The organism is Mycobacterium gordonae, from assembly GCF_002101675.1.
Lineage (GTDB): Bacteria > Actinomycetota > Actinomycetes > Mycobacteriales > Mycobacteriaceae > Mycobacterium > Mycobacterium gordonae.
The window spans coordinates 25607-41737 of sequence record NZ_LQOY01000039.1 but is presented as its reverse complement, the minus strand read 5'-3'; the positions used below and the strand labels follow the sequence as shown (position 1 = coordinate 41737).

Sequence of the window (16131 nt, the reverse complement as noted above, 5' to 3'; positions counted from 1 at the left end):
TGCTACCGGCGGCGCCCCCGGACAACCCCGGCGCGCCCGATCCGCCGGCGCCGCCGTTGCCCCACAACAGTCCGCCCGCGCCACCGTTTTGGCCGCTCCCCGGAGCGCCGTTGGTGCCGTCACCGATCAGTGGTCGGCCCAGCAGCAGGTTGGTGGGCGCGTTGACGACCCCCAAGATGCCGTCGACGAGGGCCTGCAGCGGGTTGGCGGCGGCCGCCTCGGCGGCCGCGTACGCGCCGCCCGCGCCGGCCAGGGCCTGGGCGAACTCGGAGTGAAACGTTTCCGCCTGCGCCGCAAGCAGTTGGAACTGCCGGCCGTGACCGGAGAACAGGGCGGCGACCGCCGCCGATATTTCATCCTCGGCCGCGGCCAGTACCGCTGTGGTAGAGCCCACCGCCGCGGCATGTGCGGCGGTCAGCGAATTGCCGATGCCCGCCACATCGCCGGCGGTGGCAGCCAACGAATCGGTTGCTGCCACCAAATACGACATCGCTAACCTCCCGACAGGTTGCAAAGATCGTCTCGAACGAGATTCTTGTGAGTATTGTCCTGGCGATCGCCCAGCTCAGCGGTTTAGCTGAAACTCCGCATCTCTGGACCGGTTCAAGCTAGTGCGCGAAGTGCTCCGCCTCGTAATGTCCGCCCGGCTTGAGCTTGTCCAGCGACGTCAGCGCCTTGATGGCGTCGTCGTGCAGCGCCCGGGCCAGGTCGGCGGAGAGCCCTTCGCGGACCACGATCCGCAGTACCGACACGTCGGTGGCGTTGTCTGGCATGGTGTAGGCCGGCACCTGCCACCCGTAGCCCCGCAGCTCGTGCGAGACGTCGAATTCGGTGTAGCCGCGGTCTTTGGCGAGCCTGAAGCTGACCACCGGAATCGCCGAACCGTCGGAGATGATCTCCATATGCTCGCCGGTGCGCAGCTGCTCACCGAGCCAGCGCGCGGTCGAGGACAGCGACTGCATGACCTGGGTGTAGCCCTCGCGCCCCAACCGCAAGAAGTTGTAGTACTGGCCCACCACCTGATTGCCCGGCCGGGAGAAGTTCAGCGTGAAGGTCGGCATGTCACCACCGAGGTAGTTGACCCGAAACACCAGGTCCTCGGGCAGGTGTTCGGGGCTGCGCCACACCACGAACCCGATGCCGGGATAGGTCAGTCCGTACTTGTGGCCGCTGACGTTGATCGACACCACCCGCGGCAGCCGGAAATCCCACACCAGGTCCGGGTGCAGGAACGGCACCACAAAGCCGCCGCTGGCGGCGTCCACATGCACGGGAACGTCCACGCCGCCGTTGGCGGCCAGCTCGTCGAGCGCCTTGCAGATCTCCGCCACCGGTTCGAGTTCCCCGGTGTAGGTGGTGCCCAGGATCGCCACCACGCCGATCGTGTCTTCGTCGACGGCGTCGAGCACCTGCTCGGGCGTGATGACGTACCGGCCCTCCTCCATCGGCAGGTAGCGCGGTTCGACGTCGAAGTAGCGGCAGAACTTCTCCCACACCACCTGAACGTTGGAGCCCATCACCAGATTGGGGGTGCGGCTCTTCCAGTTCCGGCTCTTGGCGCGCCAGCGCCACTTCATCGCCAGACCGCCCAGCATCACCGCCTCGCTCGAGCCGATGGTTGACACCCCGGTTGCGCTGCTCGGGTCGTCGTCGCGCAAGCCTTCGGCGTGGAACAGGTCGGCCACCATGCACACGCAGCGCTGCTCGATGGCCGCGGTGGCAGGATATTCGTCCTTGTCGATCATGTTCTTGTCGAACGTCTCCGCCATCAGCCTGCCGGCCTCGGGGTCCATCCAGGTGGTGACGAACGTGGCCAGGTTCAGCCGCGAGCTGCCGTCGAGCATCAGCTCGTCGTGGATGAAGCGATAGGCAGCTTCGGGGTCCATCGACTCGTCGGGCATCCGCAACGCGGGCACCGGCGCGGTGAACAGGCGGCCGGTGTATGCCGGAGTGATCGAGTGGGTGGCGATGGACGGGTGGCTCTTGGACACGGCGATCCTTTCGTTGCTGGGTGCTAGAGAGCGGCAACTGCCGCCCTGATGTGGTGCAGAATCCGGGACGACGAGGTAGGCGCCTCGCCGGGTCCGGGGTCGGCGGCCGACAACGCCGCCGCCCGGGCGTGGACGAATGCCGCGGCGGCGGCGGCCTCGGCGGCAGGCAGGCCCGAGGCGAGCAGGGCGCCGATCATCCCGGACAGCACGTCGCCGGACCCGGCGGTGGCCGCCCAGGACTGCCCGGCCCGGTTCAGATAGACCGGGCCACCGGGATCGGCTATGACGGTGACGTTGCCCTTGAGTAGCACGGTCGCCCCCAGCGCGTCGGCCAGCCGGCGCGTCGCGCCCACCCGGTCATCCCCCGGCGGCGATCCGGCCAGCCTGGCGAACTCGCCCGCGTGCGGTGTCAGCACGGTCGGCGCGGTGCGGCCGGCGACCAGATCCGGGTGGGCGGCCAGCATGGTCAGCCCGTCGGCGTCGACCAGCACCGGCAGGTCGGTGTCCAGGGCGAACCACAGCGCGGCGGCGCCGTCCTCGTCGGTCCCCAGTCCCGGCCCGACCACCCAGGCCTGCACCCGTCCGGCCGCCGCCGGGGTAGGTGAGGCGATCACTTCCGGCCACTGGGCGAGCACTTCGCGGTGGGCGCTGCCGGCGTAGCGGACCATGCCCGAGTGGGTCGCCACCGCCGCGCCCGTAGTAAGCACCGCGGCGCCGGGATAGGTCGACGAGCCGGCCAGCACGCCGGTGACCCCCTGGGTGTACTTGTCGTCGCGGGCGCCGGGCACCGGCCAGCGCGCCAGCACATCGGCGGCCTGAAAACTGAGCAGGTCGGTGTCGGGCAGGTCGAGCCCGATGTCGACGAGTTCGACGCGGCCGCAATCGGCCAGCGCGTGTACGGGTTTGAGCCCTCCGAAGGTGACGGTCAGGGCGGCGCGCACCGCGGGCCCGGCGACGGCTCCGGTGGCCACGTCGATTCCGCTGGGGATGTCGACGGCGACCACCGGGATGCCGCCGGCTCGTTCGAACACTTCTGCCGCGGCCGGCCGCAGCGGTCCAGAACCGGAGATGCCCACCACCCCGTCGATCACGAGATCCGTTGTCGGATCAATGGTTTCGACGACGCGACCACCCGCCTTGCGGAATGCGGCAAGCCCTTTGCGGTGAGCCTTGTCGGGATTGAGCAGCACCGCGTCGGCGGCCGCGCCGCGCCGGCGCGCAAAGGTCGCCGCCCACAGTGCGTCCCCGCCGTTGTCACCGGACCCCACGACCGCGCACACCCTCCGCCCGCTGACTCCGCCGGTGCGGGCGGTCAGTTCACGCAGGATCGCGGTGGCCAGCCCGAAGGCCGCGCGTTTCATCAAGGCGCCGTCGGGCAGGCTGGCCAGCAGCGGCGCTTCGGCGTCGCGAATCGTCTCCGCGGAGTAGTAGTGCCGCATCGTCAGCCCGGCGCCTCCTGTGTCTTGCGTCCGAAGACGGCTTTGAACCGCTCGGCCGGATTCCAGGACCCGGTCTTGCACTCGCGGGCCATCGGGAAGAACGCCAGACCGATCAGCAGCGCCGCGAAATGACCGATGGCGGTGAAGCTCAGCTCGATGCGGTCCATCAACAGCACCGGAAACCCGAAGATGAGCAGTAGCACGCCGAGGTAGCCCCAGCGCCAGGGCCGGGCGATGCGGTAGGTGAGGATGCCCATGACGCCGACCAGGAAGTAGCTGACCCCGATGTCGTGGGCGCGCACGGACCTCGCCGAGGCGTCGTGCATCTGGATCGCCATGTAGAGCAGACCTTCGCTGATGTAGGTGGCGAGGATGTGCGACGTCAATCCTACTGTCAACCAACGCAATTGACCGAGCCATCGCTCAGCCGGCGCCAGAAAGATGGTGAACAGCAACAGGTAGGGTTCCAGGCTTCGGCCGTCGATCCACCACAGGCTGGAGAACAGCACGCCCAGCGGATCGGTAGCCAGCGCATGCAGATTGGTATAGCGGTGCAGCAGTACCGAATGCAGCTGATGACCCGTGAGCACGTTCTGCACGATCGTGGTGATGGCCAACGCGAGCAACCAGGCGTAGGTCAGCGGGGCGCTGGTGACGTAGTGCCACACGATGCGCACCAGCGCCCGAGCTCGTACCGATACCGATACCCTCGCCACCGTGTAACCCTTTCACGCCCGGTGTCGCAGCCTACAGCGTGGGCGGCTTACGATCAGCTAGTTGCCTTTGGCTCAGCGGATTTCGCGGGTTCCTCCGGCTGCTCCGGCTGCTCCGGCTGCTCCGGCTGCTCCGGCGCCAGGTGCCGCCACCAGCAGGTGATGTAGATCAGCATCGACAGCACCAAAACCACGATGACCCAGAGCACCACCCTGACGTCGACTGCGGCTCCGAACGGTGGTGCGTTGGGCAGCGCATTGCGCAGTGGCACCACCGCGAAAAGCATCGCCGCGTACCACGTCGTCATCGGCGGCTGGAATCTGCGTTTGTCCCGAGCCGTCTGGACCGCAACGACAAGTCCCATGCCGGCGAGCGCCACCAGGACCGCGAGGATGACCACCGCGAATGTCTTGGTGCTCGGCGAGCGCTCCAACTCCACTCGACACGGGGCGACGGCACTGGAATTGTCGGTCGTCGAAATGTCGATGCGCCAACCGGCAAGGCGGTCGGCGAACGTCACCGCCGCCCGCTCGGGCATCGGGTTGTCACCTCTGAAGATTTCGACGGTGATCGGCCCGCTGAAGTAGTGATCGAACGGCCAGTCGGTGACGGCACCCGAAATGCTCAGTGGCACAGGGAAACTGCCAGGCACCATCCCCTTCGACCACGAGCGCTTGGTCGGCGATGCCGCGGACGTGACGACGACGCTGAGGTCCTGGGTCAGGTCGTGGGTGCGCGGGTCCAGCAGTGCGGGGCCGGGCACGATGGTCAGGTTGGCCAGCAGGATGGTGTTGCTCTGCTGCACCTCCTGCAAGTCCATGGTGACGGTGGTTCCATCCGGCATCGGGTGCCCCTGCGTCAGGTCGTGCGGGCCGTGACCGGCGGCGGCATAGAAGAAGTTTGAAGCGACATATGCCGCGATGAACAACACCACACCGGCGATCCCGAGCTTCATATTTATTGCCTATAGCCGCATCCGACAAGCCGCAAGGCCGCGCTGGGCCTCACTTCTCAGGTTTCAGGTGCCGCCACCAGCAGGCAACGTAAAGCGTCAGCGAAATGACCAACACCACGATGACCCACAGAACCACCGTGACGTCGATCCACGCGCCGACCGGCGGCGCGTCGGGGAGCGCGCCCCGCAGCGGCATCACCGCGAAAAGCATCGCCGCATACCAGGTGGTCATCGGTGGCTGGAATTTCCTGCGGTCCCGAAACGTCTGCACCGCGACGAACAGCGCCAGCACGGCCAGGGCGACGAGGACACCGAGGATCACCAGAGCGAAGGCCGCCGTACTGGGTGACCGGTACAGATCAAGGCGGTAGGGCGCACGTTCGTTGCCGGCTCCCAGCCGATTGACCTCGATCTTCCAACCGAGCAACCGATCGACCAACGTCGCCGTCGCGGGCACCGGCAGCTGGTCAGCGCCGGAGAAGAGCTGCATGGCAAGGGGTCCGGATTGGTAGCTGTCGAACGGCCAATCGGCGACGTCACCGGTGAGGCTCACCGAGACAGGGACGATGTCGGGCAGCGTGCCCTTCGGCCAGGTCCGCTTGCTGGTCGACACCACCGATGTGGCCACGACACTGAGGTCGTCTTTCAGCGTGTGCGTCTGGGGGTCCAGCAGTGCCGGACCGGGCAGCACGGTGATGTTGGCCCGCAGCACACTGTTGTCGGACTGGATGTCCTCGATGTCGAAGGTCACCTTGGTTCCGTCGGGCAGGGCCGAACCGTCGGCGATTCGACGAGGATGGCCCATACCGCTGTCGACATACAACACGATCGATCCGATGTAGGCCGCGATGAACAGCAGCACGCCGCTGATCGCGAGTTTCATGGGTCAGGCACTGCGGCCGGCGGCTGCTCCGCTTTCGCCGGCTCGGCCGGTTTCTCCGGCGCCAGGTGCCGCCACCAGCAGGACACGTAGATCCCCATCGACGCCACCAGAGCCACGATGACCCAGAGCACCACGGTCACATCGACCCACGCGCCGAACGGCGGCGCGTCCGGAAGCGCATTGCGCAGGGGTATCACCGCGAAGAGCATGGCGGCAAACCACGTGGTCATCGGCGGCTGAAATTTCCGTCGATCGCGCAGCGTCTGGACGGCGACGAAGAGGCCGAAGCCGGCGATGGCGAGCAGAACCGCGAGCAAAACGACGGCGAGCGCCACCGTGCTCGGCGACCGCTGCACCTCCGCCCGGTACGGGCCCTTGGCATCACCGGACGCGCCGCCGTGCACTTCGACCTTCCAACCCGGAAGGCGATCGACGAATGTCACCGCAACCCGTTCCGGTGTCTGCGGGGTGCCGTGGAACAGGTTGATCGATACCGGTTTGGAGATGTAGCTGTCGAAGGGCCAATCCGACACGTCACCGCTGATGTTGAGCGAAACCGGGACGACGCCGGGCTGCGTCCCCTTCGGCCAGGTTCGGCTGGTCGGGGTGGTCGCCGAGGTGGCAGCGACGGTGAGATCTTCTTTGAGGTTGCCGGTCAGCGGATCCAGCAGCGCGGGGCCGGGCGACACCGTGAGGTCACCGACGAGCGCGTTGCGATAGGGCTGAATCCCGGTGACGTCCAGCGTCACCGTCGTCCCGTCGGCCGTCGGCTGGGCTTCGGTCAGAGAATGGGCCGGACCCATTCCGGTCAGCGCATACAGCGCGACCAGACTGATGTACGCCACGACGAAAACCGCAAGACTGACGATCCCCCACCTCATGGCATCTGAAGACTATTCGACCGTCACTGACTTCGCTAGATTACGCGGCTTGTCGACGTCATAGCCACGTGCCTGGGCCACCGACGCCGCGAACACCTGCAGCGGGATGGTCGACAGCAGCGGCTGCAAAAGCGTTGACACCGAGGGTATTTCGATCAGATGGTCGGCGTAGGGGCGGACCGTTTCGTCGCCCTCCTCGGCGATCACGATGGTGACCGCGCCACGGGTCTGGATTTCCCGGATGTTGGACAGCAGCTTGGCGTGCAGCGTCGCCGACCCTTTCGGTGAGGGCATGACGACGATCACCGGCAGGTCGTCCTCGATCAGCGCGATCGGGCCGTGTTTGAGTTCGCCGGCCGCGAAGCCCTCGGCGTGCATGTAGGCCAGTTCCTTGAGTTTCAGCGCCCCTTCCAGCGCGACGGGGTAGCCCACGTGGCGGCCCAGGAACAACACGGTCGAGGACTGGGCGAACCGGAAGGCCAGCTCGGCCACCGGCCCGGTCGCCGCGATCACCTGGGCAACCAGGTCCGGCATCGCCTCCAGTTCGCGGAATTCGCGTTCCACCTCGTCGGGGTACTTGGTGCCGCGAGCCTGCGCGAGCGCCAGACCCACCAGATAGTTGGCGGTGATCTGCGCCAGGAAAGTCTTGGTGGAGGCCACCCCGATCTCCGGGCCGGCGCGCGTATAGAGCACCGCGTCGCATTCGCGCGGGATCTGCGAGCCGTTGGTGTTGCAGATCGCCAGCACCTTGGCCTTCTGCTCCTTGGCGTGCCGGACGGCCTCGAGTGTGTCAGCGGTCTCGCCGGACTGGGAGATGGCCACGACGAGGGTGCTGCGGTCCAGCACCGGGTCCCGGTACCGGAATTCACTGGCCAGCTCGACCTCGACCGGCAACCTCGTCCAGTGCTCGATCGCGTACTTGGCCAGCAGCCCCGAGTGATAGGCGGTACCGCAGGCCACGACGAACACCTTGTCGACTTCGCGCAATTCCTGGTCGGACAGCCGCTGCTCGTCGAGTACGATCCGGTTTCCCACGAAATGGCCCAGCAGCGTCTCGGACACCGCGGCGGGCTGCTCGGCGATCTCCTTGAGCATGAAGTACTCGTAGCCGCCTTTTTCGGCGGCGGCCAGGTCCCAGTCGATATGAAATTCGCGGTATTCCCGCCCGGCTTGCAAGTCGTCGTTGCCGTGGAAGTCGGTGATCCGGTAGCCGTCGGCGGTGATCACCACCGCCTGGTCCTGGCCGAGTTCGACGGCCTGGCGGGTGTGTTCGATGAAGGCCGCCACATCGGAGCCGACGAACATCTCACCTTCGCCGATGCCGATGACCAGTGGCGTCGAGCGTCGGGCGGCGACGATGGTGCCCGGCTCGTCGGCGTTGGCGAAGACCAGCGTGAAATGGCCTTCCAGCCGGCGCAGCACCGACAGCACGGATCCGACGAAGTCGCCTGCCGTCTCGCCGTCTTGGTAGGCCCGGGCGACCATGTGCACCGTGACCTCGGTGTCGGTGTCGCTGGCGAACTCCACGCCGGCGCCCTCCAGCTCCTGCCGGAGCGAGGCGAAGTTCTCGATGATGCCGTTGTGGACGACGGCGATCTTGCCGGCCGTGTCGCGGTGCGGGTGCGCGTTGCGGTCGGTGGGGCGTCCGTGGGTGGCCCAGCGGGTGTGGCCCAGGCCAGTGGTGCCGGACAGTTCGTCCGAAGTCATCTCGGCGAGCGCCGCCTCCAGATTGGCCAGCTGGCCGGCGCGGCGACGCACCGTGAGCTTGCCCTTGCCGTCCGCCAGCGCGATGCCGGAGGAGTCATAGCCGCGGTACTCCATCCGGCGCAGGGCGTTCATCACGACATCGCAGGCAGGACGCTGCCCGACGTAGCCGACGATTCCGCACATTCTGACCAGGGTAGTGCAGGTGCTGAATTATCACCGGGACCGGCGATATCGTTTATCTCTCTACGTGCACGAAAGGTCTGCTTTGTCACAGCCGTACCAGCCGCCTGCTCCCTATCAGCAGCAAGCAGCTCAGGGGTACCCGAACTCGGCGCCCTTGTTCCAGATCAGCCTGCTCAAGCACACCGGCGCACTGATCTTCTGGCAACAGCAAACCGTTCGCTACACCGGGACCCTGCAGCAGTGCGAACAGGCGTACAAAGACGCACAAACCCACTGCCTGCTGGCGGGATGGTGGAGTCTGGCGTCGGCGGTGGTGCTCAACTGGATTGCGCTGTTCTCCAACATGAGTGCCATCAAGCGCATTCGGGAACTGGCCGGCAATCCTCAGGCCATGGCGCAACAGCAACAGCAACAGCAACAGCAACAATTCATGGGCCAGCGGCCACCGGCGGCCATTCCGCCAGGGTGGTACCCCGACCCGTCCGGGCAACCCGGCCAACGCTATTGGGACGGCGCGGCGTGGACCCACTTTACCCATCCACCGGCGCCCCGCTAACGTCGACGGGTGGCCCGCATCCGCAAGCTCGTCGCCGCCCTCAACCGTCGTGGTCCACATCGGGTCCTGCGCGGTGACCTGGCCTTTGCCGGCCTGCCCGGCGTGGTCTACACCCCCGAAGCGGGGCTCAATCTGCCCGCCATCGCGTTCGGCCACGACTGGCTGACCGGCTCCGCCCAGTATTCGGGCCTGCTGGAGCACCTGGCGTCCTGGGGCATCGTGGCCGGGGCGCCGGACACCCAGCGAGGTTTCGTCCCGTCGGTGATGAACCTGGCGTTCGATCTCGGTGTCGCGCTGGACATCGTCTCGGGCGTTCGCCTGGGCCCCGGAGAGATCAGCGTTCACCCCGCCAAGCTGGGCGTGGCCGGCCATGGATTCGGCGGTTCGGCCGCGGTGTTCGCGGCGGCCGGCATGGCCGGCGCGGCGGGCAGGCCGCTGGCGGCGGCGGCGGCGCTCTTCCCGACGGTGACCGCTCCCCCGGCCGAACTGCCCGCCGCAAACCTCGACGTGCCGGGCCTAATCCTGACCGCACCCGGCGACCCAAAGACGCTGAACTCCAATGCCCTGGCGCTGGACCGCGTCTGGGAAAAGGCCACCCTGCGCATCGTCAGCAAGGCAGAGGCCGGTGGGCTGGTGGAAGGCCGACGGCTACCGAAGGCGGTGGGGCTGGCCGGTTCCGACCGCAAGACCCAACGGGCGGTCCGCGCGCTGCTGACCGGCTATTTGCTCTACACGCTGGCCGGTGACAAGACCTACCGCGACTTCGCCGACCCGGATGTGACGTTGCCCAAGACCGACCCGGTGGACCCCGAAGCGCCACCGGTGACGGCGGAAGAGAAGATCGTCGCGCTGCTGAAGTGACCGCTGGGCGGGTGTCCCGGCGGGCGCGGGCGGGTAATCGTCGTCCATGACAGACGTGCAGACTATGTACCGGCGGTGGATCAGTGAACTGTGGGCGGGCCGCCCCATCGCTGGGGAGATCGTCACCGACGACTTCGTAGGTCATTGGCCCGAGCGCGACGTGCACGGACCCGACGAACTCACCCAAGTCATCGAGCAGACGCGAAACATGTTGAGTGACCTGGCTTTCAGCATTGAGATTGGCCCGCTGCGCGACGGTGACCTGGTCGCCGGCCGCTGGGTCGGCACCGGCGACGGCCCCGACGGTCCGGTCCGGTTCACCGGCAACGACATCCTGCGACTCGACGCTGACGGGCAGCGGTTCGCCGAGTACTGGACCGGCACCGCCACGGGCTGACGCCCGGCCCCCGACCGGCCGTGGTAAGTGTCGTTGATGCGAATCGGGATCGCGCTGGACTACTCGGGCGGCTTTCACGAAGCCGTCGACCGCGTCGTCGAACTCGAGAAGGTCGGCATCGACGTCGCCGTCGTCGCCGAGGCCTACGCCTTCGACGCGATCAGCCAGCTCGGTTTTCTGGCGGCCCGGACGAGCACCGTCGAACTGGCCTCGGGCGTGTTGCCCCTGTATACCCGGACGCCATCGCTGCTGGCGATGACGGCCGCGGGACTGGACTACGTCTCCGGTGGTCGCTTCCACCTCGGGATCGGAACCTCCGGACCGCAGGTGATCGAGGGCTTCCACGGGATCGAGTTCGACGCCCCGTTGGGCCGGACCCGAGAAGCGGTGCAGATCTGCCGGCAAGTCTGGCGCAGGGAGCCGCTTCGGTATGCCGGCAAGCACTACCAGATTCCGCTGCCCAGCGATCGCGGCACCGGCCTGGGCAAGGCGCTCAAGCTGATCAATCACCCAGTGCGCGAACGCATTCCGATATCGATCGCGGCGCTGGGCCCGAAAAACGTAGAACTCACCGCGGAGATCGCCGAGGGTTGGCAGCCGGCGTTCTACTATCCGGACAAAGCCCACCTGGTGTGGGGTGAGGCGCTGGCGGCCGGTGCCGCCAAGCGCGATCCCGCGCTCGGCCCGCTGGACGTCATGGTGGGTACGGCGCTCGCGATTGGCGAGGACGTCGAGGATCGGTTCGCCTGGATCAAACCGCAATTGGCGCTCTACATCGGCGGAATGGGCGCCCGAGGCCGCAACTTCTACCACGACCTTGCCACCCGATACGGGTTCGGTGAGGTCGCCGACCGGATTCAGGACCTCTATCTGGCCGGCCGCAAGCGTGAGGCGATCGACGCGTTGCCCGACGAACTGGTGCGCGGAGTCTCCCTGATCGGCCCGCGCGGTTTCATCGCCGAACGACTGGCCGTCTTCGCCGAGGCGGGGGTGACCACGTTGTTGGTGCGACCGGCGACGGCAGACGCGGGCGAGGCCGTTCGCTACGTCGAGGAACTGCTGCAGCTGGTTCCCTGACATCACTGCCCGGCCTGCGGAAGCTCGTTGGCCGCGATCTCGCACGGCGTCGAGCCCGTTGGCTTCGGCTGCGGCGGTGGCTCCGCGACCGGGACCGAAACCGGCGGCTCCGTTGCCGCCGGCGCGGCGGGCGGCAGTGCAGAAGCGGGTACTCCCGCTGCCGTTTCCTTGACGCCGACCGGCGGCGACGCCTCGGCGCCCTCACCGTGCGGGCGCGCGGCCTCGGATTCTCTTGCCTCTTCGTTTTTTTCGAGCCGGTCAGGGTGGTCGCGGTGATCTTCGGTATCGAACGGGTCGTCAGCGGACGGATCGGCAGCCGATCCCAGCAGGTCGCCCATGCCCGCGACGATCCGGCTGGCAAGATCGCCCAGCCCTCCGAAGCCTCCGAGGCCGCCGCCACTGCCGACACCACCGGCGGCTCCGGGGTCCGCCGCCCACCCGGCCCCCGACTCCGGCTGCGTCGCCGTCGACGCCGGTACGGACGCGGGCGGCGACGCGGTGACGGTTGCGGGGACCGACGCCTGGGCCGGCGCCGCGGCCGGTGCCGCGGCCGGTGCCGCCGATATGGCCGGTGCCGCCGATATGGCCGGAACAATCCGGGCCGTTACCGGCGCCGGCGGCCGCCCGAGCGGCTGGAAATCGCCGGGGACTTCGAAGTAGGCGCGCGGTGCCGCGGCGAACCGGTCGACGACCGTGTCGTACGCCGCCGTGACGCCGCGCCGGGCGGACAGCAGCGCGGTGCGCAAATCATGGCGAATGTCGTTGTCCACGAACGGCTTGATGTGTTGATCGACCACGTCGCGGGCGGCCGCATCGGTCGTGACCGCGGCGGCGGCCGCCAGCCAGGTTGGTCGTTGCGCCAGCGTGCGGTCGTCGATCGTGATGGTTGTCGCGACCTTCCCGTCGACCAGGTGCCACAGGTTGTCGCGCAGCGACTCACCACGCTGCGCCGCCGCGCGCACCTCGGCGACCACCCCATCGGCGATATCGCAATGGCGCCGCAAGAACGCCACCGCCGCGTCGGCTCCTGGTCCGGTCCAGGCAGTCGCCAGCACGGTGAGCTGGTCGCGCAACAATCGCAGCGCTTCGCTGATCACCGATCCCGCCGCACGCAAGGCCGCACAGTCGCTGTCCAGGGCGCGCAGATCCAGCCCGTCTTCACTGGCATACCAGTCGCGGATCTGCGCGGGATCGCCGTTCAGCTCCGGATCTCGGTAGCCGATCTGCTGGCACGCACGCAGGTAACTCTGCATGTGCTCGACCGCGGGCAGGCCTTCAGCCAGGCGGCCCGCCACGTCCAACCGCCCGGCCACGATCAGGCGATCCGGGCCGCGGCGTACGACTCGGCCTCGGCGTAGCGATCGGCTCCGGCACGCAAGGCGGCGGCGATCTCGACCGCCGCTCGCGCCCACTGCGACACTTCGGCGGCCAGGCGGTCAATCTCCGCGCGCAATCTGTCACCGCTCACGGCATACGCCCGCCCGGCCCGGGCACCGTCAAATATCAACCGGGACAGGTGGTTTGCCACCGCGTTATTGATCAGCTCCGCTGCGTCGTCGATGCGGTTAGCGATCCCGCACACGTCCGCGCTATCAAATTCCATACCCACTTCGACGCCACACTGGGCGTCGGGGTTCCACCCGGTTTTTAGCCGGCGGCGCCGACGGCGTCGGCCACCGTGGTGGCCAGCCGCTGCGCGATGTCCGAGTCGGCGGCCTCCACCATCACCCGGATGAGTGGCTCGGTTCCGGAGGGGCGCAACAGAATTCGCCCGGTGTCGCCTAGTTCGGCCTCGGCCTGCGCCACCGCGGTCTGCACCGAGGGCGCCACGGCGGCGCTGGCCTTGTCAGCGACCTCGACATTGATCAGCACCTGCGGCAACGTTTGCATCGCCGCCGCCAAAGTGGCCAGCGACGAGCCGGTCTGCACCATCCGGGTCATGAGGCGCAGCCCGGTGACAATGCCGTCACCGGTGGAGCCCAGCGCCGGCATCACGATGTGGCCGGACTGCTCGCCGCCCAGGCTGTAGTCGCCGGCCCGCAACTCCTCCAGGACGTAACGGTCACCGACACCGGTGGTGCGCACGGTCACCCCGGCGGCGCGCATGGCCAGGTGCAGTCCGAGATTGCTCATCACGGTCGCGACCAGCGTGTCGGACGCCAGTTCCCCGGCCTCTTTCATCGCCAGGGCCAGCACCACCATGATGGTGTCGCCGTCGACCAGTTCGCCGTTCGCGTCGACAGCCAGGCAGCGATCGGCGTCACCGTCGTGCGCTATTCCCAGGTCGGCCCGGTGCGCGATGACCGCCGCCCGCAGCGCCTCCAGGTGGGTGGAACCACAGCGGTCGTTGATATTGAGGCCGTTGGGTGCGGCGTTGATCGCGATGACGCGGGCGCCGGCCGCGCGGTAGGCGCTCGGTGCCGCTACCGAGGCGGCGCCGTGGGCGCAGTCGACCACGACGGTCAGCCCGTCCAGTCGGCTGGTGCTGGCCTTGCCGACATGGCGCAGATAACGCTCGGCCGCGTCCTCGGCGTCAAGCACCCGGCCGATCCCCGCGCCGACCGGGCGCAGCCCGGGCCCCGCGGCGACCAGGTTCTCGATCTGATCTTCGGTGTCGTCGTCGAGCTTGTGTCCGCCGGGGCCGAAGATCTTGATGCCGTTGTCGGGCATCGGGTTGTGTGACGCCGAGATCATCACACCGAAGTCGGCGTCATAAGCTCCGGTCAGGTAGGCCACGGCAGGCGTCGGAAGCACCCCGACCCGCAGTGCGTCGACGCCTTCGCTGCTCAGGCCCGCGATGACCGCGGCCTCCAGCATTTCGCCGCTGGCCCGCGGATCACGGCCGATCACCGCCACCCGGCGGCCCGGTCCAGTGGAACTGGCCAGGTGCCGCGCCGCGGCAGCGCCCAGCGCGAGCGCCAGTTCGGCGGTCAACTCGCGGTTGGCGACTCCACGGACGCCGTCGGTGCCGAATAGTCGACCCATGCGGACAAACCTCTCACAGATAGCGATAGTGCTCATACCCACTTTTGGCCGCGAGCGGGCGGACTAGCGGCGCGACACGCCGACTGACACCCGCTCGCAGCCAAAAAGTGGTGGCTGATCAGCGCTTGCTGTACTGAGGCGCCTTGCGAGCCTTCTTCAGGCCGTACTTCTTGCGTTCGGTGGCACGCGGGTCACGGGTGAGGAAGCCGGCCTTCTTCAACGCCGGCCGGTCCTCGGGGTTGGCCACGATCAGGGCGCGGGCGATGCCCAGACGCAGCGCGCCGGCCTGGCCGGACGGGCCACCGCCGTGCAGCAGCGCGTAAATGTCGTAGCTCTCCAGCCGCTCGACGGTGACCAGCGGAGCCTTGATGAGCTGCTGGTGCACCTTGTTGGGGAAGTAGTCCTCGAGGCTGCGTCCGTTGAGGTCGAACTTGCCGGTGCCCGGTACCAGGCGCACCCGCACCACGGCCTCCTTGCGGCGGCCGACGGTCTGGATGGGGCGCTCGAACACGAACGACTCGACCTCGACCGCGGCTTCTGCCACCTCGGTGGTTTCCAGACTGGTCTCGGTCACTGCGCCACCTGCTTGATCTCGAACGGAACCGGCTGCTGAGCGGTGTGGGGGTGCTCCGGGCCTGCGTAGACGCGAAGCTTCTTCTGGATCTGCCGGCTCAGCTTGTTCTTGGGCAGCATGCCGACGATCGCCTTCTCCACCACGCGGTCGGGGTGCTTTTGCAGCAACTCACCGATGCTCCGCTGACGCAGCCCGCCGGGATAACCCGAGTGGTTGTAGGCCATCTTGCTCTGCAGCTTGTCGCCGCTGATGGCGACTTTTTCGGCGTTGATGACGATGACGAAGTCACCGCCGTCGACATTGGGCGCGAACGTGGGCTTGTGCTTGCCGCGCAGCAGCGTCGCCGCCGCTACGGCAAGGCGGCCAAGCACGACGTCCGTGGCGTCGATGACGTACCACGACCTCGTGGTGTCACCCGCCTTGGGCGCGTATGTAGGCACAGCGCTTACCTTCTTCTTTCACTCGGGTGGATCCCGGTGCGAACCGGGGGCCGGTCAGGCGTTTGCGATGGGGCTGGTCTCGGCGACCGACAGTGACCCGAGGCCCCTTTGCACCCGCAGGCACCCGGAGGTACCGCACGCCAACGGAGCAGCTTACCGACGCGCATCCCCGCAGGTCAAAACGACTACCGCGCCCAACTGCCCGCCGCCCGGTGATCGGCGCCCGCCACCTCGTCGGCGCCGTCGCGGACCGCATGTCCCAACTCGACCAGGATCTCGTTGAGCGCGGTGGCCGCTTGGTGCCATTTCAGCTGTTCGGCCTGGTAGGCGGCGGCCGCCTGCCGGGTCCAGAGCTGCTGTAGCGGCGCGATCCGGGACCGCAGCTCGTCCAGCGCCGCATTGAGGCGGGCGGCTGTGGTGTGAATCTCCTGGCGAACGGAGTGCTCGATGGCGTCGAAGTTGTAGGACAGCGTCGCATCCACGGCTTG

General features: G+C 67.8%; 18 protein-coding genes. 4 read left to right on the top strand and 14 right to left on the bottom strand.

Annotated elements, in window-relative coordinates:
- From AWC08_RS07315 to glmS, 8 genes are all read right to left on the bottom strand, one after another.
- Positions 1 to 490 (bottom strand): PE family protein (locus AWC08_RS07315; RefSeq protein ID WP_142283450.1); only part of this gene is annotated, 490 nt, incomplete at its 3' end.
- Between the two features lie 118 nt (positions 491 to 608).
- Entirely contained in the window at positions 609 to 1991 is a 1383-nt protein-coding gene (gene gad, locus AWC08_RS07310) for a glutamate decarboxylase (protein WP_069435065.1), read from the bottom strand.
- Positions 1992 to 2014: 23 nt separating this feature from the next.
- Entirely contained in the window at positions 2015 to 3430 is a 1416-nt protein-coding gene (locus AWC08_RS07305) for a bifunctional ADP-dependent NAD(P)H-hydrate dehydratase/NAD(P)H-hydrate epimerase (RefSeq protein ID WP_069435064.1), read from the bottom strand.
- A 2-nt stretch (positions 3431 to 3432) separates the two neighbouring features.
- Positions 3433 to 4146 carry a rhomboid-like protein gene (locus AWC08_RS07300; protein ID WP_065133268.1) on the bottom strand — a complete coding sequence of 238 codons (714 nt, stop codon included), beginning with the start codon at positions 4144 to 4146 and terminating at the stop codon, positions 3433 to 3435.
- A 53-nt stretch (positions 4147 to 4199) separates the two neighbouring features.
- Positions 4200 to 5099, bottom strand: coding sequence for a DUF4436 domain-containing protein (locus tag AWC08_RS07295; protein ID WP_069435063.1), 900 nt, complete (start codon positions 5097 to 5099; stop codon positions 4200 to 4202).
- 49 nt (positions 5100 to 5148) lie between these two features.
- Positions 5149 to 5982, bottom strand: a complete 834-nt coding sequence (locus tag AWC08_RS07290) for a DUF4436 domain-containing protein (protein WP_065133266.1) — start codon at positions 5980 to 5982, stop codon at positions 5149 to 5151.
- Positions 5979 to 6863: a DUF4436 domain-containing protein gene (locus AWC08_RS07285; protein WP_069435062.1), complete on the bottom strand. Its 885-nt coding sequence runs from the start codon at positions 6861 to 6863 to the stop codon at positions 5979 to 5981. Before AWC08_RS07285 ends, AWC08_RS07290 begins: the two co-directional genes overlap by 4 nt.
- Positions 6864 to 6875: 12 nt before the next feature.
- Complete coding sequence (gene glmS / locus AWC08_RS07280) at positions 6876 to 8753, bottom strand: glutamine--fructose-6-phosphate transaminase (isomerizing) (protein WP_065133264.1); 1878 nt, start codon at positions 8751 to 8753, stop codon at positions 6876 to 6878.
- Between the two features lie 13 nt (positions 8754 to 8766).
- On the opposite strand from glmS, the gene AWC08_RS35015 reads away from it, so the two are divergent.
- From AWC08_RS35015 to AWC08_RS07260, 4 genes are read left to right on the top strand one after another with little or no spacing between them, the layout of a single operon-like run.
- The gene (locus tag AWC08_RS35015) at positions 8767 to 9309 is read left to right on the top strand and encodes a DUF2510 domain-containing protein (RefSeq protein WP_244906481.1); all 543 of its coding nucleotides are present in this window, start codon (positions 8767 to 8769) and stop codon (positions 9307 to 9309) included.
- 9 nt (positions 9310 to 9318) lie between these two features.
- A complete protein-coding gene (locus AWC08_RS07270; protein WP_069435061.1) occupies positions 9319 to 10170 on the top strand; it encodes a dienelactone hydrolase family protein in 852 nt (283 codons plus the stop codon).
- Between the two features lie 46 nt (positions 10171 to 10216).
- On the top strand, positions 10217 to 10567 hold the full coding sequence (locus AWC08_RS07265; RefSeq protein WP_065133261.1) for a nuclear transport factor 2 family protein: 351 nt from the start codon (positions 10217 to 10219) through the stop codon (positions 10565 to 10567).
- Between the two features lie 36 nt (positions 10568 to 10603).
- Positions 10604 to 11644, top strand: coding sequence for an LLM class F420-dependent oxidoreductase (locus AWC08_RS07260; protein ID WP_069435066.1), 1041 nt, complete (start codon positions 10604 to 10606; stop codon positions 11642 to 11644).
- A gap of 2 nt (positions 11645 to 11646) precedes the next feature.
- Here AWC08_RS07260 and AWC08_RS07255 read toward each other — a convergent pair whose 3' ends face one another.
- From AWC08_RS07255 to AWC08_RS07230, 6 genes are all read right to left on the bottom strand, one after another.
- Positions 11647 to 12957 carry a hypothetical protein gene (locus AWC08_RS07255; RefSeq protein WP_085087565.1) on the bottom strand — a complete coding sequence of 437 codons (1311 nt, stop codon included), beginning with the start codon at positions 12955 to 12957 and terminating at the stop codon, positions 11647 to 11649.
- A gap of 2 nt (positions 12958 to 12959) precedes the next feature.
- Positions 12960 to 13247 (bottom strand): hypothetical protein, encoded by a 288-nt coding sequence (locus AWC08_RS07250; RefSeq protein ID WP_069435254.1) that lies wholly within the window; start codon positions 13245 to 13247, stop codon positions 12960 to 12962.
- A gap of 44 nt (positions 13248 to 13291) precedes the next feature.
- Positions 13292 to 14629 carry a phosphoglucosamine mutase gene (gene glmM / locus AWC08_RS07245; RefSeq protein ID WP_065133258.1) on the bottom strand — a complete coding sequence of 446 codons (1338 nt, stop codon included), beginning with the start codon at positions 14627 to 14629 and terminating at the stop codon, positions 13292 to 13294.
- Positions 14630 to 14747: 118 nt separating this feature from the next.
- Complete coding sequence (rpsI, locus tag AWC08_RS07240) at positions 14748 to 15203, bottom strand: 30S ribosomal protein S9 (RefSeq protein ID WP_065133257.1); 456 nt, start codon at positions 15201 to 15203, stop codon at positions 14748 to 14750.
- On the bottom strand, positions 15200 to 15643 hold the full coding sequence (gene rplM, locus AWC08_RS07235) for a 50S ribosomal protein L13 (protein ID WP_055579855.1): 444 nt from the start codon (positions 15641 to 15643) through the stop codon (positions 15200 to 15202). The genes rpsI and rplM overlap by 4 nt, the downstream gene beginning before the upstream one ends.
- Positions 15644 to 15828: 185 nt before the next feature.
- Positions 15829 to 16125, bottom strand: a complete 297-nt coding sequence (locus AWC08_RS07230) for a WXG100 family type VII secretion target (protein ID WP_065133256.1) — start codon at positions 16123 to 16125, stop codon at positions 15829 to 15831.
- Between the last annotated feature and the right edge of the window lie 6 nt (positions 16126 to 16131).

Excerpts from the sequence above, each read along its gene's own strand:
- AWC08_RS07305 (WP_069435064.1), bottom strand. The coding sequence starts at position 3,430 with ATGCGGCACTACTACTCCGCGGAGACGATTCGCGACGCCGAAGCGCCG.
- AWC08_RS07295 (WP_069435063.1), bottom strand. The coding sequence starts at position 5,099 with ATGAAGCTCGGGATCGCCGGTGTGGTGTTGTTCATCGCGGCATATGTC.
- AWC08_RS07290 (WP_065133266.1), bottom strand. The coding sequence starts at position 5,982 with ATGAAACTCGCGATCAGCGGCGTGCTGCTGTTCATCGCGGCCTACATC.
- AWC08_RS07285 (WP_069435062.1), bottom strand. The coding sequence starts at position 6,863 with ATGAGGTGGGGGATCGTCAGTCTTGCGGTTTTCGTCGTGGCGTACATC.
- glmS (WP_065133264.1), bottom strand. The coding sequence starts at position 8,753 with ATGTGCGGAATCGTCGGCTACGTCGGGCAGCGTCCTGCCTGCGATGTC.
- AWC08_RS07265 (WP_065133261.1), top strand. The coding sequence starts at position 10,217 with ATGACAGACGTGCAGACTATGTACCGGCGGTGGATCAGTGAACTGTGG.
- AWC08_RS07260 (WP_069435066.1), top strand. The coding sequence starts at position 10,604 with ATGCGAATCGGGATCGCGCTGGACTACTCGGGCGGCTTTCACGAAGCC.
- AWC08_RS07250 (WP_069435254.1), bottom strand. The coding sequence starts at position 13,247 with ATGGAATTTGATAGCGCGGACGTGTGCGGGATCGCTAACCGCATCGAC.
- glmM (WP_065133258.1), bottom strand. The coding sequence starts at position 14,629 with ATGGGTCGACTATTCGGCACCGACGGCGTCCGTGGAGTCGCCAACCGC.